The sequence below is a fragment of the Pseudomonas sp. MWU318 genome, assembly GCF_016756945.1.
Classification (GTDB): Bacteria; Pseudomonadota; Gammaproteobacteria; order Pseudomonadales; family Pseudomonadaceae; genus Aquipseudomonas; species Aquipseudomonas putida_A.
The window spans coordinates 456,311-482,025 of sequence record NZ_JAESJL010000002.1; the positions used below are offsets into that span (position 1 = coordinate 456,311).

27 protein-coding genes and 1 pseudogene are annotated in these 25,715 nt (G+C 59.5%); 12 read left to right on the top strand and 16 right to left on the bottom strand.

What is annotated here, in order from left to right; all coding sequences use genetic code 11:
* The first annotated feature begins 154 nt into the window (after positions 1–154).
* Together JN524_RS06130 and JN524_RS06135 are read left to right on the top strand one after the other, a co-directional pair.
* Positions 155–1,186 carry a LacI family DNA-binding transcriptional regulator gene (locus JN524_RS06130; RefSeq protein WP_202368818.1) on the top strand — a complete coding sequence of 344 codons (1,032 nt, stop codon included), beginning with the start codon at positions 155–157 and terminating at the stop codon, positions 1,184–1,186.
* A 198-nt stretch (positions 1,187–1,384) separates the two neighbouring features.
* Positions 1,385–2,041 (top strand): hypothetical protein, encoded by a 657-nt coding sequence (locus JN524_RS06135; RefSeq protein WP_202368819.1) that lies wholly within the window; start codon positions 1,385–1,387, stop codon positions 2,039–2,041.
* Positions 2,042–2,047: 6 nt separating this feature from the next.
* On the opposite strand, the gene JN524_RS06140 is transcribed toward JN524_RS06135, so the two are convergent.
* Positions 2,048–2,926 carry a LysR family transcriptional regulator gene (locus JN524_RS06140; protein ID WP_202368820.1) on the bottom strand — a complete coding sequence of 293 codons (879 nt, stop codon included), beginning with the start codon at positions 2,924–2,926 and terminating at the stop codon, positions 2,048–2,050.
* 121 nt (positions 2,927–3,047) lie between these two features.
* On the opposite strand from JN524_RS06140, the gene JN524_RS06145 reads away from it, so the two are divergent.
* The 3 genes from JN524_RS06145 (at position 3,048) to JN524_RS06155 (ending at position 5,761) form a co-directional block, all read left to right on the top strand.
* Positions 3,048–3,488, top strand: coding sequence for a PACE efflux transporter (locus JN524_RS06145; RefSeq protein WP_202368821.1), 441 nt, complete (start codon positions 3,048–3,050; stop codon positions 3,486–3,488).
* A 125-nt stretch (positions 3,489–3,613) separates the two neighbouring features.
* On the top strand, positions 3,614–5,038 hold the full coding sequence (locus tag JN524_RS06150) for an MFS transporter (RefSeq protein ID WP_202368822.1): 1,425 nt from the start codon (positions 3,614–3,616) through the stop codon (positions 5,036–5,038).
* Positions 5,039–5,194: 156 nt separating this feature from the next.
* Entirely contained in the window at positions 5,195–5,761 is a 567-nt protein-coding gene (locus JN524_RS06155; RefSeq protein ID WP_202369033.1) for a hypothetical protein, read from the top strand.
* A gap of 118 nt (positions 5,762–5,879) precedes the next feature.
* On the opposite strand, the gene JN524_RS27455 is transcribed toward JN524_RS06155, so the two are convergent.
* The 3 genes and pseudogenes from JN524_RS27455 to JN524_RS06165 all read right to left on the bottom strand — a co-directional run bounded on the left by JN524_RS27455 (position 5,880) and on the right by JN524_RS06165 (position 8,496).
* Positions 5,880–6,419: a methyl-accepting chemotaxis protein gene (locus JN524_RS27455; RefSeq protein WP_256214240.1), complete on the bottom strand. Its 540-nt coding sequence runs from the start codon at positions 6,417–6,419 to the stop codon at positions 5,880–5,882.
* Positions 6,420–6,422: 3 nt separating this feature from the next.
* A pseudogene (locus JN524_RS27460) lies at positions 6,423–7,256 on the bottom strand (PAS domain-containing protein); the annotation flags it as partial.
* A 349-nt stretch (positions 7,257–7,605) separates the two neighbouring features.
* The gene (locus tag JN524_RS06165) at positions 7,606–8,496 is read right to left on the bottom strand and encodes a LysR family transcriptional regulator (protein ID WP_202368824.1); all 891 of its coding nucleotides are present in this window, start codon (positions 8,494–8,496) and stop codon (positions 7,606–7,608) included.
* Between the two features lie 99 nt (positions 8,497–8,595).
* Here JN524_RS06165 and gstA point away from each other — a divergent pair, with 99 nt between their 5' ends.
* The gene (gstA, locus tag JN524_RS06170) at positions 8,596–9,189 is read left to right on the top strand and encodes a glutathione transferase GstA (protein WP_202368825.1); all 594 of its coding nucleotides are present in this window, start codon (positions 8,596–8,598) and stop codon (positions 9,187–9,189) included.
* Positions 9,190–9,314: 125 nt separating this feature from the next.
* Here gstA and JN524_RS06175 read toward each other — a convergent pair whose 3' ends face one another.
* The 4 genes from JN524_RS06175 to JN524_RS06190 form a co-directional block, all read right to left on the bottom strand.
* Positions 9,315–10,328 carry an ABC transporter substrate-binding protein gene (locus tag JN524_RS06175; protein WP_202368826.1) on the bottom strand — a complete coding sequence of 338 codons (1,014 nt, stop codon included), beginning with the start codon at positions 10,326–10,328 and terminating at the stop codon, positions 9,315–9,317.
* The gene (locus JN524_RS06180) at positions 10,325–10,852 is read right to left on the bottom strand and encodes a sigma-70 family RNA polymerase sigma factor (protein ID WP_202368827.1); all 528 of its coding nucleotides are present in this window, start codon (positions 10,850–10,852) and stop codon (positions 10,325–10,327) included. Before JN524_RS06180 ends, JN524_RS06175 begins: the two co-directional genes overlap by 4 nt.
* A 197-nt stretch (positions 10,853–11,049) precedes the next feature.
* The gene (locus JN524_RS06185) at positions 11,050–11,841 is read right to left on the bottom strand and encodes a phosphate/phosphite/phosphonate ABC transporter substrate-binding protein (protein ID WP_202368828.1); all 792 of its coding nucleotides are present in this window, start codon (positions 11,839–11,841) and stop codon (positions 11,050–11,052) included.
* A 157-nt stretch (positions 11,842–11,998) separates the two neighbouring features.
* Entirely contained in the window at positions 11,999–12,940 is a 942-nt protein-coding gene (locus tag JN524_RS06190) for a fatty acid desaturase (RefSeq protein ID WP_202368829.1), read from the bottom strand.
* Positions 12,941–13,264: 324 nt separating this feature from the next.
* On the opposite strand from JN524_RS06190, the gene JN524_RS06195 reads away from it, so the two are divergent.
* Positions 13,265–13,672 carry a GNAT family N-acetyltransferase gene (locus tag JN524_RS06195; RefSeq protein WP_202368830.1) on the top strand — a complete coding sequence of 136 codons (408 nt, stop codon included), beginning with the start codon at positions 13,265–13,267 and terminating at the stop codon, positions 13,670–13,672.
* Between the two features lie 82 nt (positions 13,673–13,754).
* Here the strand turns inward: JN524_RS06195 and def are convergent, their stop codons facing one another.
* From def to JN524_RS06210, 3 genes are all read right to left on the bottom strand, one after another.
* Complete coding sequence (def, locus tag JN524_RS06200) at positions 13,755–14,294, bottom strand: peptide deformylase (RefSeq protein ID WP_202368831.1); 540 nt, start codon at positions 14,292–14,294, stop codon at positions 13,755–13,757.
* Between the two features lie 2 nt (positions 14,295–14,296).
* Positions 14,297–15,247: a YihY/virulence factor BrkB family protein gene (locus JN524_RS06205; RefSeq protein ID WP_202368832.1), complete on the bottom strand. Its 951-nt coding sequence runs from the start codon at positions 15,245–15,247 to the stop codon at positions 14,297–14,299.
* Positions 15,248–15,410: 163 nt separating this feature from the next.
* Positions 15,411–15,602, bottom strand: a complete 192-nt coding sequence (locus JN524_RS06210) for a CsbD family protein (protein WP_027612573.1) — start codon at positions 15,600–15,602, stop codon at positions 15,411–15,413.
* A gap of 196 nt (positions 15,603–15,798) precedes the next feature.
* Between JN524_RS06210 and JN524_RS06215 the strand changes: the two genes are divergently transcribed.
* A complete protein-coding gene (locus tag JN524_RS06215; RefSeq protein WP_007969330.1) occupies positions 15,799–16,176 on the top strand; it encodes a hypothetical protein in 378 nt (125 codons plus the stop codon).
* 150 nt (positions 16,177–16,326) lie between these two features.
* Here JN524_RS06215 and fadD1 read toward each other — a convergent pair whose 3' ends face one another.
* Both fadD1 and fadD2 read right to left on the bottom strand, forming a co-directional pair.
* A complete protein-coding gene (fadD1, locus tag JN524_RS06220) occupies positions 16,327–18,024 on the bottom strand; it encodes a long-chain-fatty-acid--CoA ligase FadD1 (RefSeq protein WP_003227414.1) in 1,698 nt (565 codons plus the stop codon).
* A gap of 349 nt (positions 18,025–18,373) precedes the next feature.
* On the bottom strand, positions 18,374–20,062 hold the full coding sequence (gene fadD2, locus JN524_RS06225) for a long-chain-fatty-acid--CoA ligase FadD2 (protein WP_202368833.1): 1,689 nt from the start codon (positions 20,060–20,062) through the stop codon (positions 18,374–18,376).
* 241 nt (positions 20,063–20,303) lie between these two features.
* Here fadD2 and JN524_RS06230 point away from each other — a divergent pair, with 241 nt between their 5' ends.
* A complete protein-coding gene (locus JN524_RS06230; RefSeq protein WP_202368834.1) occupies positions 20,304–21,248 on the top strand; it encodes an alpha/beta hydrolase in 945 nt (314 codons plus the stop codon).
* 43 nt (positions 21,249–21,291) lie between these two features.
* Positions 21,292–21,762 carry a MaoC family dehydratase gene (locus JN524_RS06235; protein WP_003227420.1) on the top strand — a complete coding sequence of 157 codons (471 nt, stop codon included), beginning with the start codon at positions 21,292–21,294 and terminating at the stop codon, positions 21,760–21,762.
* 141 nt (positions 21,763–21,903) lie between these two features.
* Here JN524_RS06235 and JN524_RS06240 read toward each other — a convergent pair whose 3' ends face one another.
* Positions 21,904–22,371, bottom strand: coding sequence for a ferritin-like domain-containing protein (locus JN524_RS06240; protein ID WP_003227422.1), 468 nt, complete (start codon positions 22,369–22,371; stop codon positions 21,904–21,906).
* Between the two features lie 206 nt (positions 22,372–22,577).
* Here JN524_RS06240 and JN524_RS06245 point away from each other — a divergent pair, with 206 nt between their 5' ends.
* Positions 22,578–22,814 carry a DUF3820 family protein gene (locus tag JN524_RS06245; RefSeq protein WP_003227425.1) on the top strand — a complete coding sequence of 79 codons (237 nt, stop codon included), beginning with the start codon at positions 22,578–22,580 and terminating at the stop codon, positions 22,812–22,814.
* A 27-nt stretch (positions 22,815–22,841) separates the two neighbouring features.
* A complete protein-coding gene (locus JN524_RS06250; protein WP_202368835.1) occupies positions 22,842–24,023 on the top strand; it encodes an aminotransferase class V-fold PLP-dependent enzyme in 1,182 nt (393 codons plus the stop codon).
* Between the two features lie 5 nt (positions 24,024–24,028).
* Here JN524_RS06250 and JN524_RS06255 read toward each other — a convergent pair whose 3' ends face one another.
* Positions 24,029–24,754: an intradiol ring-cleavage dioxygenase gene (locus JN524_RS06255; protein WP_202368836.1), complete on the bottom strand. Its 726-nt coding sequence runs from the start codon at positions 24,752–24,754 to the stop codon at positions 24,029–24,031.
* A gap of 293 nt (positions 24,755–25,047) precedes the next feature.
* The gene (locus JN524_RS06260) at positions 25,048–25,713 is read right to left on the bottom strand and encodes a bifunctional 4-hydroxy-2-oxoglutarate aldolase/2-dehydro-3-deoxy-phosphogluconate aldolase (RefSeq protein WP_007969324.1); all 666 of its coding nucleotides are present in this window, start codon (positions 25,711–25,713) and stop codon (positions 25,048–25,050) included.
* Positions 25,714–25,715 lie beyond the last annotated feature (2 nt).

A 25,715-nucleotide genomic window follows, 5' to 3' on the forward strand; every position in this document is an offset into this window, starting at 1 on the left:
AGTTGCCGACGCCTTCTTGTCGTTTTTTTGGGTTGCAGCAGGTTTGTTCCCAACGCCAAAAAGCGAAGATCAGGCAGGACCTCGCTTACGCATTTGCAGCTGCATCAGGACAGCGCTACCTTAGTGCCTTGATTTTTGTTTGGCAAGCCGCCCGATGACCACCCCTAAAAACGATAAAAACACTCGCACCACCGGCCGTCCCACCCTTAATGAAGTTGCCCGCCTCGCCGGCGTGAGCCCGATTACCGCCTCCCGTGCCCTGCGCGGGGTCAGCACCGTGGCCACGGAGCTGGTGGAAAAAGTGCAGAAAGCAGCCAGTGAACTCAACTACGTGGTCAACCCTGCCGCCCGCGCCCTGGCCTCGGCGCAAAGCCATTCGGTGGTGGTGCTGGTGCCATCGCTGTCCAACCTGCTGTTCATCGATACGCTGGAAGCCATTCATCGGGTGCTGACACCCAAGGGCTTCGAAGTGCTGATCGGCAACTTCCATTATTCGCGCGATGAAGAAGAAAACCTGCTGCGCAACTATATGGCCTATCAGCCGCGTGGTTTGCTGCTGACCGGGTTTGATCGCACTGAAAGTTCGCGGCGGATGATCGAGGCCAGCAATATTCCCTGCGTGTACATGATGGAACTCGACAGCGCCGCCGGAGTGAATTGCGTGGGTTTCTCGCAGCTCAGCGCCGGCGAAACCGCGGCCGAACATTTGCTCTCGCGCGGTCGCAAGCGTCTGGCCTACATCGGTGCGCAACTTGATCAGCGCACCTTGTTGCGCGGTGAAGGTTTCCGCAAAGCCCTGCAGAAGGCCGGGCGCTACGACCCGGATCTGGAAGTGCTGACCCCGCGCTCCTCGTCCGTGGGCCTGGGCGGTGAACTGTTCCTGCAACTGCTGGCGGCGCATCCGGATGTGGATGCGATCTTCTTTGGTAACGACGACCTGGCGCAGGGCGCCCTGCTCGAAGCGCTGCGCAATGGCATCAGGATCCCCGAGCAGGTGGCGATCCTCGGCTTCAATGACTTGCCGATGTCCGAACACATGGTGCCGCGCCTGAGCAGCATCAACACCCCACGCGAAGCGATCGGCCGGCGCGCGGCGGAGCAGATGTTGACGTTGATGGCGGGGAATAGTGTGGCGCGGCCGGTGGAGGATATGGGTTTTGAATTGAAGATTCGCGAAAGTACCTGACCTGTTCTCCCCGCAATATTGCGGCCTTTATATATAGCTATTAAAGGCCGCCTCTTGTTTTAAACTTCCACAACCTGCCTTTATACAACTTACACACTGCAATCAATTGCGACTTTCGTTAATTCAGCTTGCTCTATAGATTCCTTGCACGCACTTCCAGATTTCGAAGTCGCGTTTTAACTCATTCAAGGAAGAATTATGTACACCACAATAAAGCACCTGATCGCATTGGTTGGCAGCAGCTTGCTGCTCGCCGGATTCTCCACCACCGCACTGGCCGAACCCGCAGGCCTGTGGCGCGCACCCGCCCCCATCGTCAAAGCCGGTAGCAACTACAGCGTGATTCTCGATCGCGGCGAACTGAAGAAAGCCATTGCCGGCAGCAACAATAACTATCTGTTTACCGACTCCGGCGCCGGCGTACAGTCATTGGTATTGATCGGCACTTCGACACAACTCATCGAGTTCCTGATCAAACACAAAGACCGTCAGATCGAGAATCGCATCAGTCAACTTCCCGACATTTATATGGGCATCGCGCCTTTTACACCACAAAGCCGTTTCTCCGGCTTGTTCCCCTTGGGCGATGCTGTGACAGATATCGTCTCGCAACTGACCAACTTCATTCCCGGTGGTGGCGCATGGCGCGACATCGCGAGCATTCCCGGCACTCTTACCGGTCTTCAGGCGGGCATCGACAAACTCAGTGAGGTACAGAAAGCCTCCGGCAAGTTGCTCTACGTAAAGTTCAGCTACTTGCCCGAAGAGCGCATGGCCAAGCTGGGACGTAATGCGGTCAGCTTCAATCAAGTGCTCAATACGCTGCAGGATAATTACCTGCTGAAAAAGCCTTGATTCGCGCTATTGGTGCTGACTCAGCAGTTGTACAAATGCTGCCGCGCCCTTTTGCAGTGGCTGGCTCTTGAGCCAGACGGCATGCACAGGTAATACCAGGCCGTTCTCGATATTACGGAAACTCAAACGCTTGAGTCTCCCCGTATCGAGCAACGGCTGCACCACCGATAGCGGGAAATTGCCCCAGCCCAGCCCCGCCTCGACCATCTCCAACGCGGTCTCCAGCGTGTCGGTGCGCCAATGCGATTCGGCCACCAGCGGCCGGGTTTCGCTGATCGGCAAGTCGCGGCTGGCGACGAAGATCTGCCGCACATGTACCAGGTCTTCAAGAAACAGATCCTGCCCCTGTAACAGCGGACTGTCCGCTGCGAGCGTGGCGATCATCCGTTCGCTGCCAACAAACTGAAAACGCTCCAGCACGTTCATGCTCAACCCGGCGAACGCCAGACACACGCTGACGCGGCCGCTGTGCAGCATCGCCAGCACGTCGTCCTGCGGCGCGGTCAGCACTTCGATGTCGAGCAGCGGATGACGCTCGGCAATCACCTTGATCGCGGCGAGCAAGCGGCGCCGGTCGATGTCCGCGACCACACCAATCGACAACTTGCTCTCCAGTCCCAGCGACAACTCCACCGCGTGCACCTGCAGTTGCTTGAGCTGCTCGGCGATCAGCCGCGCGTGGGGCACCAGTGACAGCGCCATGGCCGTCGGCTGCGGTTCGCGGTGGCTGCGATCGAACAAGGCATAGCCAAGCTCCGCCTCAAGGTTGCCGATGCCCATGCTGACCGCCGAAGGCACACGGCCCAAAGCGCGTGCAGCTGCGGAGAACGAGCCACGATCAATCACCGCAAGAAACAGTTCGATGCTGTCGCTGTTGAAATTCACTTCACCCACCTATCATCAAAACTGAAAGCTACTGACTTTTTCTGTCACGCCTATTGAAGCTATCTTTTGTCGCCTTCGCCAGTCCCGCTGGCCAACACGTTGCAAGAAAGAGGCAAATCCCATGCAAGGCGTCAAACGCAAACTGGTCTACGTGTCGCTCTACGAAGTGATCGGCATGACCTTCTCAGCCCTCGGTCTGGCGCTGTTGTCCGGCACTTCACCGGGCAGCACCGGCCCACTGGCGGTGATCATCACCACCATCGCCGTGACCTGGAATTTCATCTACACCTCCCTGTTCGAGCACTGGGAAAGCCGCCAGAAATCGCGCACCCGCACGGTCAAACGGCGCATCGCCCACGCCGTGGGTTTTCAACTGACGCTGATCGTGTTCCTGATTCCGCTAATCGCCTGGTGGATGAACATCAGTCTGGTGCAGGCGTTCCTGTTGGATCTGGCGCTGATCATCTTCATCCCGTGCTACACGTTTGCCTTCAACTGGCTGTTCGATCGCGTCTTCGGTTTGCCAGCCTCGGCGCTGCCCGATTCGACTGCTGCGGCATAAAACGTTAATTGGTAAGCAGTTATTGCAAAAAATCGGCGGTATTCCCGGGCAAACCGCTGATATTCACAACCCATCAACTCCGATAGCAGGCTAAGCTTTTCCATCAATAAAAAATGGATCCACCGATGACTGCTCACGCTCCCGCCGCCGTGCAACGCGACGGTATCGACCCGATACGCGCCGCCGAGATTTCCGCCCGCATCGACCGCCTGCCCGCCGTCGCCACCATCTGGCGACTGGTGGCACTGTTGTCGATTGGTGGTTTCTTCGAACTCTACGATTTGTTTCAGACCGCCTACATCAGTCCGGGACTGATCCGTGACGGGATCTTCGCCACCGGCAATCAGGGCGTGTTCGGCTTCTCCGATCAGGCAGCGTTCGCGTCGGCGACCTTCCTCGGCCTGTTCCTCGGCGCCAGCCTGCTCAGCCCGTTGGCCGATCGTTTCGGCCGCCGCGCGATCTTCACCTTTGCGCTGGTCTGGTACACCGTGGCCACGGTGCTGATGGGGATTCAAAGCTCGGCGCTGGGGATCATCTGCATGCGCTTTCTGGTGGGCATCGGCCTCGGTATCGAACTGGTGACCATCGACGCCTACCTCTCGGAACTGGTGCCCAAACGCATGCGCAGTTCGGCGTTTGCCTTCGCCTTTTTCGTGCAGTTTCTCTCGGTGCCGGCGGTGGCGTTGATGTCGTGGTGGCTGGTGCCGCAGGCGCCGTTCGGTGTGTCCGGCTGGCGCTGGGTGGTATTGGCGAGCGCGGTGTTTGCACTGTTCATCTGGTGGCTGCGCAAGCGTCTTCCCGAGTCGCCACGCTGGCTGGCGCAACATGGGCGTTTCGATGAAGCGAACAGGATTCTCGACGACATCGAAGCCCGCTGCGAGAAGGATCACCGCCAACCGCTGGACGCTCCAGAAACGGTGCCCGTCGATGTCGAGGGCAAGGGTCGCTTCGGCGATATCTGGCAGCCGCCATATCGGCGCCGGGCATTGATGCTGATCGTGTTTCACGTGTTCCAGGCGATCGGTTTCTTCGGTTTCGGCAACTGGCTGCCGGCGCTGCTGTCCGGCCAAGGCGTGAGCGTCACCCACAGCCTGATGTACGCGTTCATCATCACCCTCGCCTACCCGCTCGGGCCATTGCTGTTCGTCAAGTTCGCCAACCGTTTCGAGAACAAATGGCAGATCGTCGGCTCGGCGCTGGGCGCGATGACTTTCGGCACTTTGTTCGCGTTGCAGACCAGCGCCTTCGGCCTGATCTTCTGTGGGGTGATGATCACCTTCTGCAATGCCTGGCTGAGCTTCAGTTATCACTCGTACCAGAGCGAACTGTTCCCGACCAACATCCGTGCCCGAGCGGTGGGTTTCTGCTATTCGTTCAGTCGTTTGTCGACGGTGTTCAGCAGCCTGCTGATCGGGCTGTTCCTCGACAACTTCGGCACGCCCGGGGTGCTCGCGTTCATTGTCAGCAGCATGCTGATCGTGATGCTGACCATCGGCTGGTTCGGCCCGCGCACACGCAATCTGGCGCTGGAAAACATTGCCCATCGCTGAAGGCCACACGGTCATCCTCTGCCGCCTGACGGCAAGGGATGACCGCTTTGCTGCGCATGCCACAACAGCAACGCGTTGCAATTGCGGGATTTGCCGCAAAGGCACGCTAATTGCTGCGACAGGCCTGTCAGCAATAACTCAAAGGTCTCCATCATGATGTTGGTCAGTGCCAAACAGCAGCAGCTCATCCACCTGCCCAAGCGGCTGGCGGATGACGCGACCACAACCGCCGCTGCCGGTCTGCAGAGCGGCCTGCACGGCGCCATGCTGCAATCGCTGCAGAACCAGGCCCAGTCGCAGGCCACCGACGCGACCTCCAGGGTCGAGGATTCGGCCACGCAGATCGCCACCCAGCAAGTGGCCGCCGCTACGCGCATCAGCGATAACGTCGACGAAGCCTTCGCCAAGACCCGCGTGGGTCTGCAAACCACCGATGCCACCAGTTCCAAGCCCGCTGGCACGTCGGCCACCGACGAGTTCAAGGACTACATGAGCAAGTCCCCGGAACAGCGCCTGCGCGACAGCATCCTCAAGGATCTGGGGATTACCGAGGAAGACATCCAGAGCATGCCGCCGGAGAAACAACTGGCCATCGGCAAAGAGATCGCCGAGCGTCTGCAGGACAAGATGAAGCTGGCGCAGTCGGAGAAAGACAACGTCAATGACGTCAATGACGTCAAGGACAGCGACAAACTGGCGGACAAGTTTCTCGCGGCGCTTTGATCTGAAAGTTGCGGAGTAACCCTGTAGGAGCTGCGGCACGCTGCGATCTTTTGATCTTTGAAATCAAGATCAAAAGATCGCAGCGTGCCGCAGCTCCTACAGGTGTTTGGCGTATGTGCTAGTTCAACTGCAACGTCGCATTGAACTGCCCGATCGCATCCACCACATGACGCGATCCCTGCTGAATCTCCAGAATCACCTCCCCCGCCTCGTTCGCCAGTTCCACACCCAGCCCGGTGCGGCTCAGGCTCGACTGCATGCTCGACACCGCGCTCAGCGACAGGTCATGGTTTTTGCGCACCACTTCGACAATCTCCAGGGTCGCCTGACTGGTGCGCGCCGCGAGACTGCGCACCTCGTCCGCCACCACCGCAAAACCGCGTCCGTGTTCACCGGCTCGCGCCGCTTCGATGGCCGCGTTGAGCGCCAGCAGATTGGTCTGATCGGCGATGCCGCGAATGGTCTGGACGATGGTGCCGATGATGTCCGACTGCTTGCTGACCGCATCGATGCTCAGCGCCGCTTCGTTGAGGTCGCGGGAAATGTCCTGAATGATCTGCACCGTCTGCTGCACGACCTGTGAGCCTTTTTGCGCGCAGGCGTCGTTTTGTACCGAAGTGCTGTGGGCCGATTCCGCGGCGTTCTGCAAGGTAGTCATCTGCTGGGTGATGTCGCTGGCGAACTTCACCACTTTGTACAAACGGCCCTTGGTGTCGAACAGCGGGTTGTACGAGGCTTCGAGATAGACCATCTGCCCGGACTTGTTCTTGCGTTCGAAACGATGCGAGTGATATTCGCCGCGATTGAGCGACGCCCAGAACGCCTTGTACTGCGCCGATTCGGATTCGGAACGGTGACAGAACATGCTGTGATGATGGCCGACGATTTCGTTGAGCGAGTACTGCATGGTTTTCAGAAAGTTGTCGTTGGCGGTAATCACATTGCCCTCGGGCGAGAACTCGATGACCGCCATCGAACGGCTGATCGCCGCGAGCATGCTTTCTTCTTCATGTTCTTTGTTGACCCGGGCGGTGATGTCCGACGCCACTTTGATCACACTTTTGACTTGTTTGTCCACGCCGTACACCGGCATGTAACTGGCTTCGAGCCAGATCTCCTTGCCGGACTTGTTCAAGCGCAGAAACGTGCCACTGATCGGTTCGCCCCGGGCCAGGTCGCGCCACAACTTGGCGTACTCCTCGCTGCGGTAAAACGCTTCTTCGCAAAACACCCGGTGATGCTTGCCACGCACTTCCTCGGCGCTGTACCCCATGGTCTTGCAGAAGTTTTCGTTGGCATCCAGAACAATGCCTTCGGGGGTAAATTCGATCATCGCCATGGAGCGGCTGATCGCTTCGAGCTTGGCGTTGGCTTCGGTCAAGGCGCAGCTGAAACGCTCGATTTCCTGCAGGTCAGCCTTGTGATGTAGGTTGAACATGGTTGTATCACCTTCCGCGCGGTCTTTTGATTTGATGAAAGTCAGGTCTTTCAGCATCCACCACTACGTTCCACAGAACAGGCACACGCATTCCTCCACGGGAGGAAGTTGTCAGGTGATAAATGATGTTTTAATCCGAGGGTCCATGCAGCAACGCTCTAATCAAGACATCCTTCTCTTGATAGCCCAGCAACGGGCCAGCCCTAACGTGCAGAAAACTTCCATGTACAACTTGCTCCTTGTTGGTTCAGTGTCCGGTGCCTTGGGTTGCGCACTCTGGCAGCGTTGAAATCACGGCTAACAGATGACGGTCGACATAGTTAGTTACAGCTAGCATAGCCATCGCCATGCCGTGCGCAAGGCCACTAGTCGGCCAGTATCTGGCACTTTTTGCACAAGAAACGGTTCAGCGAGCTGTCGCGACTGCCGTCTCCGCCACCAGATCCAGCAACGCCTGCACCGTCGCTGACGGCGTCTGCCCCGCAGGCAGCACCAGCGAAAACACCCGTTCGATACATGGCTGCAAGGCAATCACGCGCAAGCCCTGACGCTCGGCCGGCAAGGTCATTTCCGGCACCAGGGTCACGCCGAGGTTTTCCCGCACCAGAGTGAAGGCGCTGCTCCATTCGCGCACTTCGACCCGCACATCCTGCAACTGCAACCCGGCCTCGGCGGCGAGGCTGCGGGCGTTGGTCGAGCAACCGCCGGTGGCCAGCACAAAAGGCAGCGCCGTCAGTTCTTGCAGGCTGACGCCCTGCTCGATCCCCCGCAGCGCCAAAGGGTGCCCTGCCGGCACGACCGCCACCCATTCATCACGGCCCAACGGCCCGGCATTGCGCTCGGGCGCCGGGTTGAGCACCACGCCGACATCCACCAGACCGGCCGCGAGCAGGGTTTCCACCTCGTCGTCGCTGACCTCCAACGCCACCACTTCGATCCCCGGGTACAGCCGATTGAACTGGCGCAGCAGCGGCGGCAGAAAACTCGCCAGCACCATGGGGAAACTCGCCAGACGAATCGTCCCGCGCAGCATCGGGCGCACGCTGTCGACGGTCTGGCGAATGGTCTCCAACGCACCGAGCATCAGCCGCGCCTGCTCGATCACCGGCAGGCCGATGGCGGTGGGCAAGGTCTGTCGGCTTTCGCGGCTGAACAGTTGCACGCCGAGGGTTTCTTCCATCAGCGCCAGGGCCTGGCTCGCGCCGGACTGGGTCATGCCGACCCGCTCGGCAGCGCGGGTGATGTTGCCGTGATCGGCCACGGCGACCACCAGCCGCCAATGCATCAGGTTCATCATGGCAGTAGCTGTCCTTATGGCGGCTTTCTGAAAGATTAATTTTACCGAGGGTGCGGCGCACTATGACACTGGCGCCAAATCCCCACCAGAGAGCTGCCGATGAAGCTGTATTACGCCCCGCAAGCCTGTTCACTGGCGCCGCACATTGTGCTGCGCGAACTGAAGCTGCCCTTCGTGCTGATCCGCGTCGACAACCGCAGCAAGCGCACCGCCAGCGGCGAAGACTTTCTCGCGATCAACCCCAAGGGCTACGTCGCGGCACTGCAACTGGACAACGGCGCGGTACTGACCGAAGGCCCGGTGATCCTGCAATATCTGGCGGATCTGCAACCACAGTCAGGGTTGGCCCCGGCGCCCGGCAGTTTCGAACGACTGCGTCTGCAGGAGTGGCTGAATTTCATTTCGAGCGAGATCCATGGCGGCCTTGGTGCGCTGTTCGATGAGCGACTGCCAGCCGAGGTGATCAAGGAGAAGTTGTTCAAACGTTTCGCGGTGTTGGTCAGGGTGCTGGAGCAGCAGGAGTATCTGTTGCCGAGCGGCTTCAGCGTCGCGGATGCCTTGTTGTTTGTGGTATTGCGCTGGGCCGGGTTGTTCGGGATCGAACTGGCGCAGTGGCCGGCACTGGCGCGGTTTCAGGCGCGGATCGAGCAGCGGCCGACCGTGATGGCGGCGTTGGCGGCGGAAGCGGCGTAGGCCGGGGGATCATTCGCGAGCAAGCTCGCTCCCACACTGGATTCGGGCAAGCCACAGATCCAGTGTGGGAGCGAGCTTGCTCGCGAAAGCGGTAGCTCAAACGCCACCGATCAAACAGTTGAAACTCAAAGCCCCGCCGTCACCTTGCTCGCCACCTCCCCCGGCACCCACGCCCTCCACACCTGCGGCTGATCGCGTAAAAATGCTTCGGCTACCTGCCGTGGCGGCTGGCGTTTTTCGCTCATCCCGGCCAGCGTCTGGTTCAGCAGATCGATCGGCAAATCGACTTTCTCGAAGAACGACACCAGCTCCGGGTACTGCGCCTTGAACGGTGCCGACACGCCTATCGCCAGGCTGGCCGGCATCGAGCGGGTGCCCTTGGGGTTCGGGTTGCTGGCATCGGCCAGAGTTTTCCAGGCTTCAGCATCGAACGGTGGCTCCTCGAGCTTCACCAGTTTGAAGCGCCCGAGCAGCGGCGTCGGCGACCAGTAATAGAACAGCACCGGTTTGCCGCGTTTGATCGACGACGCCACCTCGGCATCCAGCGCCGCGCCGGAGCCGGTGCGGAAGTTGACGTAGCTGTCGGTCAGCGCATAGGCCTTGAGCTTCTGGCTGTTGACGATCTCCGAAGTCCAGCCGGTCGGGCTGTTGAGGAAGCGTCCACGGCGCGGGTCTTCCGGGTCGCGGAACACGTCCTTATAGCGCGGCAGGTCGGCCACCGATTTCAGCTCCGGGGCCAGCGGTTTGATCCCGCGTTCGGGGTCACCCTTGATCACGTATTCCGGCACCCACCAGCCCTCGGTCGCGCCCTTGACCGTGTCGCCGAGGCCGAACACCTTGCCTTCATTGGCCGCCTTGACCCACGCCGGACTGCGCCCGGCCCATTCCTCGCCGATCACCTGAATGTCATTTTTCGCCAGCGCCGCTTCGAGGCTGACGGTGCTGCCCGGCAGCGTGTCGGTCGGGTAGCCGTAGCCTTTCTCGACGATCAGGCGCAGCACTTCAGTAATGAAACTGCCGCTCTCCCAGGTGATGTCACCGAAATGGATCGGCGCGGTTTTTTCCGCCGCCGAAACAGCGCCGACACTCAGGCTCAGCGCCAGCAACGAACGGCCGAGCAGGGTTTTGATCGATCTCATGCGGACCTCTTGTCTGTCAGGATTTGGTTGGCGCTGTGGCGGTCGCACAGGGCCTGGGAACGGCTCATATAAACGCTGACCGAACGCTGGGAGATGCCCAGTTCGGCGGCGATTTGCGGGTAAGTCAGGCCATCAATCCGCGCTAGCAAAAAGGTCGAACGGACCTTGCCGGGCAGGCGTTGCAGGCTGCAGTCGAGGCGTTTGAGGGTCTGGCTCAGTTGCGCGAGGTCTTCAGGCGAAGTGGCAGCATCGACGTCCATCTGCTGCGCATGCCGGCGCTCCAGATCCGCCCGGCGCCAGCGCTGATAGAGCAGGCGTTGGGCAATTGTGGTGAGCATGGCGCGGGGTTCACGTATTGCCGTGACACTGGGCGCCTGAAGCAATTGCGCGAAGGTTTCGGCGGCTATGTCTTCCGCGCCTGCGGAGTCGTGCAGATGTCGGCTCAGGTAAGTGCACAGCCAGCGGTAGTGGGCGCGGAACAGAGCGTCGAGATGATTGCGGTGAGCGGTGTCGGCGCCGGACATGAGGGCTCCTGGGTAAGGGTCGCTGAATGTCCGGTGATCCGGTGGCGCGATCGTAGCAAGGCGTCTTATGCATTAATAATATTTATATTTCATTTTTATATTCTTTTTGGAGATATAAGAGCGAAAGATCGCAGCCTTCGGCAGCTCCTACAGGTTGACCCCACTCCAATGTAGGAGCTGCCGAAGGCTGCGATCTTTCAACGCAAGCGGCCATAGCCCAACTCTTCAGCCTCACGCTGATAGTCGAGCACAACCTGATAATCGCTTTCACTGGCTGCCAGAACCTCAGGAAATCCAAGGATCTGCGCCACATCCGGCAACTCAAGCAGCGTCAGATTCATCACCTCGCGCAAGTGCTCGATCTGTTTATCCGTAGTAGATACGGCGGTAATAAACGGCAACGTCGGGCTGAACGCACTACGCGCCACAACCCGCAATCCGTTGACCTCCTCAGGTGCGTATTGCGCAAGGCAGGCATAGGTCACGCTGTCGATCGCCGCCAGATCGGCGCGCGCTTCACGCAGCCAGCACAGACTTTCGCGGTGCGCCCCACTGATGCCGACCGTGGCGAAAAACTGCCCGTCGCGGTGTAAGGGCGCCAGACGCTGGCGCAACAGGTTCATGCCGCTGTTGGAGTCGTCACTGTTGATCACCCCGCGACTGCCACGAAAATCCGCCAGGGTTTTGCGCGTATCGTCTGCACGGCTGAGGATCAGGCTGCAGTGATTGCCGGCGCTGGCGTCGGGCAGTTCGTAGCGTGGACGTCCGACGATGCGCACCTGATCGCGCAGCAAGGTCATCAAGGGATAGCCGCAGGTCTGGGTCAGCAGCAGATCCGGGGATAACCAAAGCTCGGGGAGCGACAAGCTTGCGGCGCTCAGGCGGGAGTGGCCGAGATGTTCGAGAATGCGTGAGATCCAGCGTTCGTTGGCCAAGCGGATGGGCTCGGGGGCGGTGTACATCAGCAGTTCGAGGTGGTGTTGGGTCATACACGTTATTTCCCTGCAAATACTTACCCCTGTGGGAGCGGCGGTGCGACGATTCGACTTGCTCGCGAAAGCGGTGTGTCAGACACCAGACATGTCACTGTTCTACCGCATTCGCGAGCAAGCTCGCTCCCACAGGGGTTTTGTGGTGTTTTTGAAGTCAGTGGTAAGGATGCTCGGGACTGTCGATCGGCCTGAATCCATGCTGCCGCCACAACTGCCCATAACCCTGCACCAGAAACCCGCCACTGCGCGCCACCCACTGCTCGCGGCGCATCCGGTAGGCCGCTGGCAAGTCGTACCACGCCAGCCCCGGCAGGTCGTGATGCACCAGATGAAAATTCAGATTCAGAAACAGCCAGCGCCACGGCCAACCGGCTTCGTTGATCACGGTGCGCTGCTCCGGTTGTGTGTGCGGGCGGTGTTCATAGTAGGAGCGGATCATCGCGATCGACAGTGCCGGCATACTGATCAGCAGCAGGTAATGCCAGACCGGCAACACGCTGAAGCGCGCGATAAACCACAGCATCAACACGCTGAACGCACCGTGGGTCAGCCACATCAACCAGGCCTGACGCTCGCGGTTTTTCAGGCGTTGCAGTTCTTCGGCGGCCAACGCCAGTAGTCCCAGCGGCGCACCAAGCGCAAAACGCCCGAGCACGGTTTTGTTCAGCCAGTGCAGGCCTCGCTCGAACAGCGAACTGCCCTGCCAGTGCGACGTTGTCAGGTAACGGCTTTCCGGATCGACGCCGGGCACGGTCAGGTGTTCATCGCGGTGATGCAGCAGATGGCTGTCGCGATACAAGGTGTACGGGTACCACACCGCAAAAGGTGCGTAGCCGAGGATTTTATTGAAAAGCACCGAGCGGGTCGGATGCCCGTGCAGCAATTCATGCTGAACCGACAGCCACAGCACCAGCAGCGGAATCAGCAGCAATGTGCTCAAGCCGCGACCGAGCCACTGACTGTTGAGGATGATTGCGAACCAGCCGCCATACACGCCGATCAGCAGCAGCCACGTCGGCCACTCGGTGCGGGCGGTGAAGCGCTGGCGCAGGTTTTCGATCTGCTGGCGATGGTCGGCGTCGAAGTAATTCGGCATGGCGTGGCTCGGAACAGGAATCTTCCCCTTCTGTGCAACGAAGCCGAGCAATCTTGCAGATTATTTTTGCGCTGAAACGGGAGCCCGGGGGACAGGCTCCCGAAGGACGTGATCAATGACCGAAAATATCGACCTTCTTGGCTTTCTTCTCTGCACGTTTTTCAATCGCTGTCTTGGCCGGTTTCTTCTTCGCGGCTTTCTTTGAATCCATACCTTTGGACATGATGCGTACTCCACTCACAGGGATGTAGGCTCAGGTATACACCTATCGCGCGTCGCGCGTTCTTTTATAATCGGCGCTTTGCCCGCCGCCAGTCCGATCCCATGCCCGATACCCGATACAGCCTGCTCGACGAGCCTTTGTGGCCGTTGATGAACAAGTTTTACCGCCGCCACCAATCGTCGATGAAGGCGGTGCGCGATGCGCAGTTGTGGGTGGCGCGGCGCGAGGACATCGTCGCCGCGTTGTGCTTGCGGCCAGTGACGGGCGGGTATTGGTTGACCGGGCTGTTTGTCGATCCGGATTGCCGTGAGCAAGGGATTGCCGGGCAGTTGATTGCGGCGGCGGTGAAGGATCTGCAGGAGCCAGTGTGGCTGTTCTGCCATCCGGACTTGCGCGGGTTTTACGAGCGGCGCGGTTTCAGCTTCGACCCTGCCCTGCCCTACGCCCTGGCCGAACGGTTGAGCCGGTATGCGCGGAGCAAGCCGATGATTGCGATGGGGCTTGTTTGAAGATCAAAAGATCGCAGCCTGCGGCAGCTCCTACAGGGATCGGTGTAGGAGCTGCCGAAGGCTGCGATCTTTTGATTTTTGCTTAATCGTCGGCTGTGGGATCGAGATCCGGGAACATCACCTCGGTAAAGCCGAACTTGCTGAAATCGGTAATCCGCGACGGATACAAGCGACCGATCAGATGATCGCATTCGTGCTGCACCACCCGCGCATGAAAGCCTGACGCCACACGTACGATCGGTTCGCCCTTGGGATCAAAGCCTTCGTAGCGAATCTGCTGAAACCGATCCACTGCGCCGCGCAGGCCGGGCACCGACAGGCAGCCTTCAAAGCCCTCTTCGGTCAGCGGACTCAGCGGCGTGATCAGCGGATTGATCAGGATCGTCTGCGGCACCGCTTCGGCGTCCGGATAACGTTCGCTGTGCTCGAAACCGAAGATCACCAGTTGCAGGTCGACGCCGATCTGCGGCGCGGCGAGGCCGACGCCACCGACACTTTCCATGGTCTGGAACATGTCATCGATCAGTTGCCACAGCTCGGGGCTGTCGAACATTTCCGGCGGCACCGGTGGAGCAATGCGCAGCAGGCGTTCGTCGCCCATTTTGAGGATTTCACGGATCATGGTCAGGCTTCGTCAGTGTCCGGCTTGAGCGAGTGGTCACGCCCCAGGCCAGAGACATGTTGTTTGGGATGCTCATCGAGTTCGCCGGGGATTTTCTCGCCCTCGTCTTTGCCCTCGCTGGACATGTGTTCGATCACCGCATTCATCTCGGCGCCGAGCAGCAGCACCGCCGACGAAATGTAGAAATACAGCAACAGCACGATGATCGCCCCGATGCTGCCATACATCGCATTGTAGTTGGCGAAGGTTTTCACGTAGAACGCAAAGCCCAGTGAGGCGATGATCCACACCACCACGGCCAATACCGAGCCAGGGGTGATGAAGCGGAATTCCTGTTTGACGTCGGGCATCACGTAGTAGATCAGCGCCACCGCGACCATCATCAGGATCACGATCACCGGCCAGCGCGCAATCGTCCACACGGTGACGATGAAGTCTTCCAGGCCCACTTGCGCGGCAATCCAGCCCATCACCTGCGGCCCGAGCACCATCAGTGCGGCCGCCACCAGCAACATGCCGGCAATGCCGACGGTGTAGAACACCGACAGCGGAAAACGCTTCCAGATCGGCCGGCCCTCGACCACGTCGTAAGCGGCGTTCATCGCGCTCATCATCAGGCGCACGCCGGCAGACGCGGTGTACAGGGCGATGACGATACCGACCGAAAGCAAGCCGCCCTTGGACTGCTGCAACTGATCGATCACCGGGTTGACCTGTTCCAGCGCTTGCGGTGGCAGCACCAGTTCCGACTGCAGGCGCAACCAGGTGAAGAAGTCCGGCAGGTGCAGGAAACCGATCAGGGCAATCAGGAACAGAATGAACGGGAACAGCGAGAACAGCATCTGGTAGGCCAGTGCCGAGGCGTAGGTCGACATCTCGTCGTCGACGAATTCAGTGACCGTGCGCACCATCACCCGGTGCAGTGGCAGACCTTTCATGTCTGGAAAAATCATTCGCGTCTCCTTTCGCCGCATTACAGGTTGAAGTCGTGGCGACTCAGGGGCCGTTTTCTACATCACGGTAGCCTACTTGGCGACCTTCGTGGATGGCTGTCGGGTTTTGACACAAAAACGGCCATCCTTGGATGGCCGCTCGTGTGTTTCGTTCAAGGCCCGATTACGCCTTGTCAACACCTTTCTTGATGGCGTCTTTGGCTTTGCCGACAGCTTGCTGGGCTTCGCCTTTTTTCTCTTGCAGTTTGCCTTCGGCTTGCAGCTTGGTGTTGTCGGTGGCTTTACCGACGCCTTGCTTGACGTTGCCGACAGCTTCGTTGGCCATGCCTTTTACTTTATCGCCTGTGCTACTCATGGTGTTTCTCCTTGGTGCATTGAAGGGGAAAAGTCAGTACGTAATGATTGACTGGCCGGGTTTGCCACGAGTTTCATTTATTTTTGCCCTTCATTTCGTCGTGCCATGCAGGTTGGGCTTTATGTTTGCCCCGCAAGCCCCGAGAATGCGCACCTATAGGCGCCGTGCGCCAACGATCAGATCCCGCAGGAATGTTATGAAACTCGATAAAAAGCAGGCCATTGCCCGTCGCAACCAGGAACTGGGCGGCGCTGTGCTCGGCACCAACAACTGCCACTTCGCCGAACTGAACCGCAACCGCAACATCTGGTGGTTCGACCTGCCAGTGACGCGCCTGGCGGTCGGGCAATACGAGTGGATTCATCTGCTGATGCACACTCCGGCCACCGACGAACTGCTGCACCTGAAAGTGCCGACCGTGTTCTTGCGGGAAAAGCTCGAAGGCCTGGTGATTCGCAACGAAGGCAAGCGCAAGGCGGCGTTGAGCCTGGAATTGAGTGCGGACAAGGATTCGTACCTGCAGGACATGCGTCCGGCGGGAACCAACGTGAATTTCGCGCCGTTCCGCCAGTAACCCGCGATGCTCCTATAGCGAGGGGATTTATCCCCGATGGGGTGCGAAGCGCACAACTGGCGGCAGCTACGCTGCCGATCGGGGATGAATCCCCTCACCACAGGATCTCGTCACCCAACAAAAAGCCCCGCATTTGCGGGGCTTTTTGCTTCAGGCGGCGGACTTGGCCTTGATCTTCTTCAGCTCTTCGTCACGCAACTCACGACGCAGGATCTTGCCGACGTTGGTGGTCGGCAGCGCATCGCGGAATTCCACCGAACGCGGCACCTTGTAACCGGTGACGTTGGCACGCATGTGCTCCATCACGGTTTCCTTGGTCAGGGTCACCCCCGGCTTGGCCACGATGAAAATCTTGATCGCCTCGCCCGACTTCTCGTCCGGCACGCCGATGGCCGCGCACTGCAATACGCCCGGCAGGGTCGCCAGTACGTCTTCCAGTTCGTTCGGGTAAACGTTGAAACCGGAGACCAGGATCATGTCTTTCTTGCGATCGACAATGCGCATGTAGCCATCGGGCTGGATCAGCGCGATGTCGCCGGTCTTCAGCCAGCCTTCGCTGTCGAGGATCTCGTCGGTGGCTTCCTGACGCTGCCAGTAGCCCTTCATTACTTGCGGGCCCTTGACGCACAGCTCGCCGATTTCGCCCATGGGCTGCTCGACACCGGCATCATCGATGACTTTGCACAGGGTCGACGGCACCGGAATGCCGATGGTGCCGATCTGGATGTTCTGGATCGGGTTGACCGTGGCCACCGGGCTGGTTTCGGTCATGCCGTAACCTTCGCAGATCGAGCAACCGGTCACCGCTTTCCAGCGCTCGGCGGCCGCCAGTTGCAGGGCCATGCCGCCGGACAGGGTGACTTTCAGGTTGGAGAAATCCAGCTTGCGGAAACCTTCGTTGTTGCACAGCGCGACGAACAGCGTGTTGAGGCCGACGAAGCCGCTGAACTTCCACTTCGACAGTTCCTTGACCATCGCCGGCAGGTCGCGCGGGTTGCTGATCAGGATGTTGTGGTTGCCGATCAGCATCATCGCCATGCAATGAAAGGTGAACGCATAGATGTGGTACAGCGGCAGAGGGGTGATCAGGATCTCGCAGCCTTCGTTGAGGTTGGAGCCCATCAGCGCCTTGCACTGCAGCATGTTGGCGACGAGGTTGCGATGGGTCAGCATCGCGCCTTTGGCCACGCCGGTGGTGCCGCCGGTGTACTGCAACACCGCGACATCGCTGCTGTGCGGATTGGCTTCGGCCACAGGCTGGCCCTGGCCCTTGCTCAGCACGTCGTTGAACTTGACGGCTTTGGGCAGGTGATAAGCCGGGACCATCTTCTTCACGTACTTGATCACGCTGTTGATCAGCAGGCGCTTGACCGGCGGCAGCAGGTCGGCGACTTCGGTGACGATGACGTGCTTGACCCCGGTTTTTGGCACCACGGCTTCCGCCAGGTGCGCCATGTTGGCCAGGCAGACCAGGGCTTTTGCGCCGGAGTCATTGAATTGGTGTTCCATTTCCCGCGCGGTGTACAGCGGGTTGGTGTTGACCACGATCAGCCCGGCGCGGATCGCACCGAACACGGCCACCGGGTACTGCAGAACGTTGGGCAGTTGCACGGCGATTCGATCACCGGGCTGCAAGTCGGTATGCTGTTGCAGATACGCGGCAAACGCACCGGACAATTCGTACAGTTCACCGTAGGTGATTGTCTTGCCCAGGTTGCTGAAAGCCGGCTTGTTGGCGAAGCGTTGGCAGGATTGCTTCAACACTGCCTGAATATTCGGGTACTCGTCTGGATTGATGTCGGCAGCAATTCCAGCCGGGTATTTATCCTTCCAAAAGTCTTCGATCATGGAAGCCCACTCCTCAGCAACGCGAATTCTTCACCGCATTTGATGCGATTATTATTGGTGTGTGTTTTGTATTGGTGAATCTGGCTTTTCTACAGGCCGAGAAGTCACAAAGCGCGCCGAGAGTAGCAGCTTTGCCGAGGGCCGACTAGAGCCAAAAGCGGCCTCCATGGTCACTTTAGTGACTCAAGACTTTCCAGCAGTCATTTTAGAGCAAAAATCCTATACACCCCTGAAAGCCCCGGTTTTCCGGGCCTTGAAAGCAAAAGATCGCAGCCTTCGGCAGCTCCAACAGGGAATACATTTCCCAGGTAGGAGCTGCCGCAGGCTGCGATCTTTTCGCTTCTGCTCTTTAAGCGATATCGCGCAACTCCCGCCGCAGAATCTTCCCGACCGGCGTCATCGGCAACGACTCGCGCAGCACGATGTGTTTCGGCACTTTGTAAGCGGTGAAATTCTCTTTGCAGTACGCCTTGAGTTCTTCGAGGCTGACCCCGGTTTCCCGCGCCACCACAAACAGCTTCACCGCTTCGCCCGAACGCTCGTCCGGCACGCCGATCACCGCGCAGTTGGCGACTTTCGGGTGGGCCATCACCACGTCTTCGATCTCATTGGGGTACACGTTGAAACCGGAGACGATGATCATGTCCTTCTTGCGATCGACGATGCGTACGAAGCCGTCCGGGTCGATCACCGCGATATCACCGGACTTGAACCAGCCCTCGGCATCCAGCACTTCGGCGGTGGCTTCGGGTTTGTGCCAGTAGCCTTTCATGATCTGCGGGCCCTTGATGCACAACTCGCCGCGCTCGCCCATCGGCTGCTCGACACCCTCGTCATCGATGACCTTCAGCAGCGTACCCGGCACCGGCAGACCGACCGTGCCCAGACGCGACTGGTCGCCATACGGGTTGGTGCAGGCCACCGGCGACGTTTCGGTGAGGCCGTAACCCTCGGTGATGCGGCAACCGGTGATCTGCTCCCAGCGCTCGGCGGTGGCCTTGACCAGCGCGGTACCGCCGGAGTTGGTCAGCTTGAGGCTGGAGAAATCCAGGGTCTTGAAGTCCGGGTGCTCCATCAGCGCGACGAACAACGTATTCAGGCCGAGCAACGCCGAGAAGCGCCAGTTCTTCAGCTCCTTGATGAAGCCTGCGATGTCGCGCGGATTGGTGATCAGCACGTTGTGGTTGCCCGATACCATCATGCACATGCAATTCGCGGTGAAGGCATAGATGTGGTACAGCGGCAGTGGCGCCACCATCACCTCCTGCCCTTCGCGCAGCAGCGGCTGACCGTCAGGCCCCAATTGCGCAAGACACGCGCGCACCTGCTGCATGTTCGCCACGAGGTTGCCGTGGGTCAGCATCGCGCCCTTGGCCAGGCCGGTGGTGCCGCCGGTGTATTGCAACACGGCGATGTCGTCGAGACCGACTTTCAACGGCTTGATCCCCAGACCACGGCCCAGGCGCAGCGCACTCTTGAACGAAATCGCCTGCGGCAGCGAATAGTCCGGGACCATTTTCTTCACTTTGCTGACCACGGTGTTGATCAGCCAGCCCTTGGCGGTGGGCATCATGTCGCCCATCTTCGCTTCGACCAGGTACTGGATGTCAGTGTCCGGCAGCACTTCCTGGACCTTCTGCCCGAACATGTTCAGGTACACCAGCGCGCGGGCACCGGAGTCCTTGAACTGGTGGCGCATTTCGCGTGCGGTGTACAGCGGGTTGGTGTTGACCACGATCAGCCCGGCGCGCAAGGCGCCGAACACGGCAATCGGATATTGCAGCACGTTGGGCATCTGCACCGCGATGCGATCCCCCGGCACCAGATCGGTGTGGGCTTGCAGGTAACCGGCGAACGCCGCGCTGTAGCGCTCGAGTTCAGCGTAGGTCAGGGTCACGCCCATATTGCTGAAGGCCGGACGGTCCGCGAATTTCTTGCAGGAACGCTCAAACACCTCGATCACCGACTTGAACTCGCCCATGTCGATGTCCAGTGGTACGCCGGCGGGGCGTTTGTCATTCCAGAAATCAGGTTGCATTGTTCTTGTCCTCTTTACCTGAATCGATCCGGGAGCCGCTTTTCTGTGGTTTCGCGCTGATCCCTGAGGGCACAAAGCAAAAAGCGGAGCTTCACGGACACTAGCAGTTATGGCCATTGAGGCAAATATGGGCGATGGCGACATTGATCGTATGAATCTTCCTGCCGTGGCGTGAGCTGATCGGACGCGCTATACAATGCTACGACTGCGGGCCGATACCGCTCGATAAAAAGGAATTGCCATGATCCACCGAGGCTTTTGGCTGGACGCGAGTGACCGCAGCCGCCTGTTCGTCAACCAGTGGTTGCCTGCCGCGCCCTTGAAAGCGCTGATCCTGCTGGCCCACGGCATGGCCGAACACAGCGCCCGCTACGAGCGGCTGGCGAATGCGTTCTGTGCTCAAGGCTACGGTGTGTACGCCCCGGATCTGCGCGGCCATGGCAAAACCGCCGAACACGGGACACTCGGGCATTTCGCCGATGACGACGGCTGGTGCAAGGTGATCGGCGATCTGGCCAATCTCAATCAGCACATCGGCCAGCAGCATCCCGACGTGCCAATCATCCTGCTCGGGCACAGCATGGGCAGCTATCTCGCCCAGGGTTACCTGCTGCATCACAGCGCCAGCCTGCACGGGGCGATTCTCAGCGGTTCGAACTTCCAGCCGGTGGCGCTTTACGGCGCGGCGCGACAGATCGCCCGTTTCGAAAAACTGCGTCAGGGCGGCAAGGGCCGCAGTGCGCTGATCGAATGGTTGTCGTTCGGCTCGTTCAACAAAAAATTCAGACCGGCGCGCACGCCGTTCGACTGGCTGAGCCGCGACCCGGTCGAGGTCGATCTGTATGCCAACGACCCGTTGTGCGGCTTCCGCTGCACCAATCAATTGTGGATCGACTTGCTCGGCGGCTTGCAGCAGATCAGCAAAGCGTCCAATCTCGCCCAGATCGACCCGGGCCTGCCGCTGCTGGTGATCGGCGGTGAATGTGATCCGGTGAGCGAAGGCAAGCGTCTGACAGATCTGGCCGAGGCGTTGCGCTCGGCCGGCAGCCAGAACCTGCAACTGAAGATCTACCCGCAGGCGCGGCACGAATTGTTCAACGAAACCAATCGCGACGAAGTGATTGCCGATGTGCTGACCTGGATCGACCAGGCGCTGAGCCATCGCCGCCCCCATCGCAGCGAATAATTTTTTGTGGATTCACTTTAATCCGTCACAGGAATCAAGACCGATGACCCAGGTTACCAACATCCCTTACGAAGCCCTCGAAGTCGGCCAGACCGCCAGCTACAGCAAGACTGTCGAAGAGCGCGACATTCAGCTGTTCGCCGCGATGTCGGGCGACCACAACCCGGTGCACCTGGACGCCGAGTTCGCTGCCGCCAGCATGTTCAAGGAACGCATCGCCCACGGCATGTTCAGCGGTGCATTGATCAGTGCGGCCGTGGCGTGCGAGCTGCCTGGGCCGGGCACTATCTACATCGGTCAGCAGATGAGCTTTCAGAAGCCGGTGAAGATTGGCGATACCCTGACCGTGCGCCTGGAAATCCTTGAGAAGCTGCCCAAGTTTCGCGTGCGCATCGCCACTCGCGTGTTCAACCAGCGCGATGAGTTAGTGGTGGACGGCGAGGCCGAGATTCTCGCACCGCGCAAGCAGCAGACCGTGACCTTGCCGACGTTGCCGGCGATCAGCATCGGCTGATTGAAAAGATCGCAGCCTTCGGCAGCTCCTACCTTGGAATGCGTTCCCCTGTAGGAGCTGCCGCAGGCTGCGATCTTTTGCTTTCCCCTCACGCATAAAAAAACGCCAGACAAGCTGGCGTTTTTTGTAACCTGCGAACGCTTACGAACGAGCGCGAGCCTGGTTACGCAGGGCTTTCACCTGGTCGTGGTTGCGTTGTACGCCGTGGTACTGACGCTCAACCAGGTCACGGATGCCGACCAGGCCGTGTTTGTTGATTTTCTCGATGGCTTCACGATAAGCCTTCAGGGCGTGGTCTTCACCGCGCTCGGCTTCGTTCAGCACAGCCTCTTCATCCTTGCCAGTGAACATGGCTTTGACGTCGACCCAGCGACGGTGCAGGTCACCGCTGACGCTGGTAGAGGTTTCCGGATCACCGCCCAGTTTACGCACTTCAGCCTGCAGTTCTGCGGCGGCAGTCGCGCAATCGGCAGAACGGGTCACGAACAGAGTCTTGAGTTCTGGGTGCTTGATGTCTTCAGCGCAAGTCTTGAACCCTTCCTGGCCGTCTTTGCAGGTTTCGATCAGGTCGTTGAGTACAGAGATGGCTTCTTTATTCATGTCAGTCATTTTTTCAATTCCTTGCGGTTGGTTGAAGATGCAAGGGTTATTGCAGTGTGCGTGCCAGCTTTCTTATAAAAAATAAATACTTATATTTCAATAGCTTAAAGATATTTGAACTATCTGTATCACGGTTATTTGCATGATCTGTCATTTGGCCTGCATGCAGAATGCCTGTATTTTCCTGACTGATTGAATCCAGATGATCGCCACTGATGAATCCTGAAAAACTTGAGCTGTTGATCACCCGTGAAATGCCCTTCGGCAAGTACAAGGGCCGGATCATTGCCGACCTGCCGGGGCCTTACCTCAACTGGTTCGCCCGCGAGGGTTTTCCTCACGGCGAACTCGGCGGACTGCTGGCGCTGATGCAGGAAATCGACCATAACGGCCTGTCGGATCTGCTCGAACCACTACGCGCCAAACACGGCAAACCTGCCCCGCGCCACTGAAGCGCCCTCCTCCCTAGAGCCTCGACCATGCCTGATAACACCCGCCGTGCCCGTGACGAAGCGTTCTGGCAAACCTTCGCCGATCGTTACGAAGCGCAAACCGGCCCGCTGAACCTGGAGAACGGTTACTTCGGGCGCATGTCGCGCACAGTGATCGAGGACTATCAGCGCAATATCGAGATGATCAACACCAGCAACTCGGTGTACGTGCGCCAGCGTTTCGAACAGCACGACAGCCTGGAGATCCGTGCACAACTGGCCGAGACCATCGGTGTGCGCGCGCAGAGCGTGGCTTTCACGCGCAACGCCAGTGATGCGCTGCAATCGCTGATCCGCAATTACAATCGCCTGCTCCCCGGCGATCAGGTGCTGATCAGCGACCTGGAATACGACACGGTCAAGGGCGCGATGCGCTGGCTGTCACGCCATCGCGGCGTCGATGTGATCGAGATCAACCATGCGCATCCGGCCAGTTTCGACAGCCTGCTGGACAGCTATCGCGAAACCTTCATCCGCTATCCAAAACTCAAGCTGATGGCCCTGACCCATGTCACCCACCGTACCGGGCTGGTGATGCCGGTGCAGGCCATCGCCGAACTGGCGAAACAGCATGGCGTGGACATCATCCTCGACGGCGCCCACGCCCTCGGCCAGATCGACTTCAATCTGGAAGCGATGGGCATCGCCTTCGCCGGTTTCAACCTGCACAAGTGGATTGGCGCGCCATTGACTCTGGGCTTTCTGTACATCGCCCCGCAGCGTCTGGCCGACATCGATCCGGACATGGGCGAAATGCACTTCCCCGCCAGTGATATCCGCGCGCGCACGCCGTACAGCACGCCGAACATTCCGGCGCTGATGTCGCTGCCGCTGGTGTTCGAGGAGCACCGTTCGCTCGGTGGTGCCGCAGCCAAAGGTGCACGCCTCAATTACCTGCGCAACCTGTGGGTCAGCGCGGTGCGACACCTGCCGGGGATCGAAGTGATGACCCCGGACGATCCGCGCCTGTATTGCGGGATCACCTCGATGCGTTTCACTCGCCACGCCGATCAACAGGCAATGGTCGAGCGCCTGCTCAACGAGTACAACCTGTTCACTGTGGTGCGTAATGGCGCAGCGAGCGGGCCGAGCATTCGCATCACGCCGGGGCTGACTACCACTGCGGCTGACATGCAGTTGCTGACCCGTGCACTCAACGAGCTGCGTTGATCGGTTCACACGGTGTACTTGTCGAAGTCCTCGGGCTTGATCTGCGACGAGGCGGCAAAGGTGTCGATGCCGATGGTCAGGTGGCCGAAAAAACCGTCCTCGTGAGAGTCGCGGCCGATCGGCCACACGGTCAGGGTCGAATCTTCGCCGCGCATGTTGCTGTAGTAGCTGTCATCGGCGTTGTTCAACGGTGCCGAGGCACGCCCGCGATAGTCCCGGGCATTGAGCACCGCGCGTGACACCACTTCGGGGAAATACAGTTGACCGACCCAGGCCACATTGCGCTCCTCCAGATATTCACTGCCGCTGACCATGCGCACCGCCACATGAATGTGCAGCGCCCGACCGGCATAGAACCCCGGATAGATCGTGGTGAAGCGTACCCGCCCCTTCTGATCGCAGAACTGGCTGCCGCGCAGGTAGGTGTCATCGTCGGTGCGCGGCACTGAGCCGATGGCATCGGAGTCGACCTCCAGATCCGGATTGATCCGGCTCCACCCCGAATAGGCGCCTCGTGCATTGCAGTGCCAGATGTCCACCAATGCTCCGCTTACCGGCTGGCCGGTCATCGCGTCGACAATGCTCAGGCGCAGCAGCAAGGGCAGCCCCTCGGCGCCTTCGCTGATGTTGCGCCGCAGCAACTTTGGATTGCGGAAGTACGGCCCGGCGATCTGCTCGGGGGCCAACTGGTAGATTGATGATGAAGGTGCGGTTGAAGTTTCTGGTTCCATGACGCGTTCTCTCTTCCATAAGAGAACGCAGATTAACGCCACGTCCAAAGGCCTGTGCGGTAACTATGTATCGCAGCGTAACGGCGATCCCGCACGCCCCCACTGTAGGAGCTGCCGCAGGCTGCGATCTTTTGATGTTGTTTTTAAATCAAGATCAAAAGATCGTCCGAACGCGGCCCGAGCCTTCGGCAGCTCCTACAGGGGTTGGATTTTCTTCGGGCAAAAAAAAACGGTGCACCGACCAAGCGCACCGTAAAGCCGTAGAACACACAACGAAGTGTCAGGTAAAACGTTTAGTCCAGCAGCGCCAGGGCCTCGGCGGTGCATTCCTGAATGCGCGCCCAGTCGCCGTTCTTGATCCACTCGGGATCGAGCATCCAGCTGCCGCCCACGCACATGACGTTTTTCAGCGCCATGTAGCTCTTGATGTTGGCAGGACCGACGCCACCGGTCGGGCAGAATTTCACTTCGCCGAACGGGCCGCCGAGGGCCTTGATCGCTGCCACGCCACCGCTGACTTCCGCCGGGAACAGCTTGAAGCGGCGATAGCCCAGGCCATAGCCTTCCATGATGCCGGAGGCGTTGCTGATGCCCGGCAGCAGCGGAATCGGGCTGTCGACGCTGGCTTCGAGCAAATCACGGGTAATGCCCGGGGTGACGATGAATTGCGAACCCGCCGCTTCCGCTGCTGCAAGCATGTTGCGATCAAGCACGGTGCCTGCGCCGGTCACCAGTTCCGGACGCTGCTCACGCAGGATCTGGATCGCCTTGAGACCGAACTGCGAACGCAGGGTCACTTCCAGCGCGGTCAGGCCACCGGCGGCCAGAGCGTCGGCCAGTGGCAGCACGTCCTGTTCACGGGCGATGGTGATCACTGGCAGGATCCGCGCCTTGGCGCAGAGGCTGTCGATCAGGGCAACTTTGTCCGCCATGGAAACGGTCGGGGATGGGGTTGTCATAG

Bases quoted from the DNA above. Each gene is read 5' to 3' on its own strand.
- JN524_RS06130 (WP_202368818.1), top strand. From the start codon at position 155: ATGACCACCCCTAAAAACGATAAAAACACTCGCACCACCGGCCGTCCC.
- JN524_RS06135 (WP_202368819.1), top strand. From the start codon at position 1,385: ATGTACACCACAATAAAGCACCTGATCGCATTGGTTGGCAGCAGCTTG.
- JN524_RS06145 (WP_202368821.1), top strand. From the start codon at position 3,048: ATGCAAGGCGTCAAACGCAAACTGGTCTACGTGTCGCTCTACGAAGTG.
- JN524_RS06150 (WP_202368822.1), top strand. From the start codon at position 3,614: ATGACTGCTCACGCTCCCGCCGCCGTGCAACGCGACGGTATCGACCCG.
- JN524_RS06155 (WP_202369033.1), top strand. From the start codon at position 5,195: ATGTTGGTCAGTGCCAAACAGCAGCAGCTCATCCACCTGCCCAAGCGG.
- JN524_RS27455 (WP_256214240.1), bottom strand. From the start codon at position 6,419: ATGACTACCTTGCAGAACGCCGCGGAATCGGCCCACAGCACTTCGGTA.
- JN524_RS06165 (WP_202368824.1), bottom strand. From the start codon at position 8,496: ATGATGAACCTGATGCATTGGCGGCTGGTGGTCGCCGTGGCCGATCAC.
- gstA (WP_202368825.1), top strand. From the start codon at position 8,596: ATGAAGCTGTATTACGCCCCGCAAGCCTGTTCACTGGCGCCGCACATT.
- JN524_RS06175 (WP_202368826.1), bottom strand. From the start codon at position 10,328: ATGAGATCGATCAAAACCCTGCTCGGCCGTTCGTTGCTGGCGCTGAGC.
- JN524_RS06180 (WP_202368827.1), bottom strand. From the start codon at position 10,852: ATGTCCGGCGCCGACACCGCTCACCGCAATCATCTCGACGCTCTGTTC.
- JN524_RS06185 (WP_202368828.1), bottom strand. From the start codon at position 11,841: ATGACCCAACACCACCTCGAACTGCTGATGTACACCGCCCCCGAGCCC.
- JN524_RS06190 (WP_202368829.1), bottom strand. From the start codon at position 12,940: ATGCCGAATTACTTCGACGCCGACCATCGCCAGCAGATCGAAAACCTG.
- JN524_RS06195 (WP_202368830.1), top strand. From the start codon at position 13,265: ATGCCCGATACCCGATACAGCCTGCTCGACGAGCCTTTGTGGCCGTTG.
- def (WP_202368831.1), bottom strand. From the start codon at position 14,294: ATGATCCGTGAAATCCTCAAAATGGGCGACGAACGCCTGCTGCGCATT.
- JN524_RS06205 (WP_202368832.1), bottom strand. From the start codon at position 15,247: ATGATTTTTCCAGACATGAAAGGTCTGCCACTGCACCGGGTGATGGTG.
- JN524_RS06210 (WP_027612573.1), bottom strand. From the start codon at position 15,602: ATGAGTAGCACAGGCGATAAAGTAAAAGGCATGGCCAACGAAGCTGTC.
- JN524_RS06215 (WP_007969330.1), top strand. From the start codon at position 15,799: ATGAAACTCGATAAAAAGCAGGCCATTGCCCGTCGCAACCAGGAACTG.
- fadD1 (WP_003227414.1), bottom strand. From the start codon at position 18,024: ATGATCGAAGACTTTTGGAAGGATAAATACCCGGCTGGAATTGCTGCC.
- fadD2 (WP_202368833.1), bottom strand. From the start codon at position 20,062: ATGCAACCTGATTTCTGGAATGACAAACGCCCCGCCGGCGTACCACTG.
- JN524_RS06230 (WP_202368834.1), top strand. From the start codon at position 20,304: ATGATCCACCGAGGCTTTTGGCTGGACGCGAGTGACCGCAGCCGCCTG.
- JN524_RS06235 (WP_003227420.1), top strand. From the start codon at position 21,292: ATGACCCAGGTTACCAACATCCCTTACGAAGCCCTCGAAGTCGGCCAG.
- JN524_RS06240 (WP_003227422.1), bottom strand. From the start codon at position 22,371: ATGACTGACATGAATAAAGAAGCCATCTCTGTACTCAACGACCTGATC.
- JN524_RS06245 (WP_003227425.1), top strand. From the start codon at position 22,578: ATGAATCCTGAAAAACTTGAGCTGTTGATCACCCGTGAAATGCCCTTC.
- JN524_RS06250 (WP_202368835.1), top strand. From the start codon at position 22,842: ATGCCTGATAACACCCGCCGTGCCCGTGACGAAGCGTTCTGGCAAACC.
- JN524_RS06255 (WP_202368836.1), bottom strand. From the start codon at position 24,754: ATGGAACCAGAAACTTCAACCGCACCTTCATCATCAATCTACCAGTTG.
- JN524_RS06260 (WP_007969324.1), bottom strand. From the start codon at position 25,713: ATGACAACCCCATCCCCGACCGTTTCCATGGCGGACAAAGTTGCCCTG.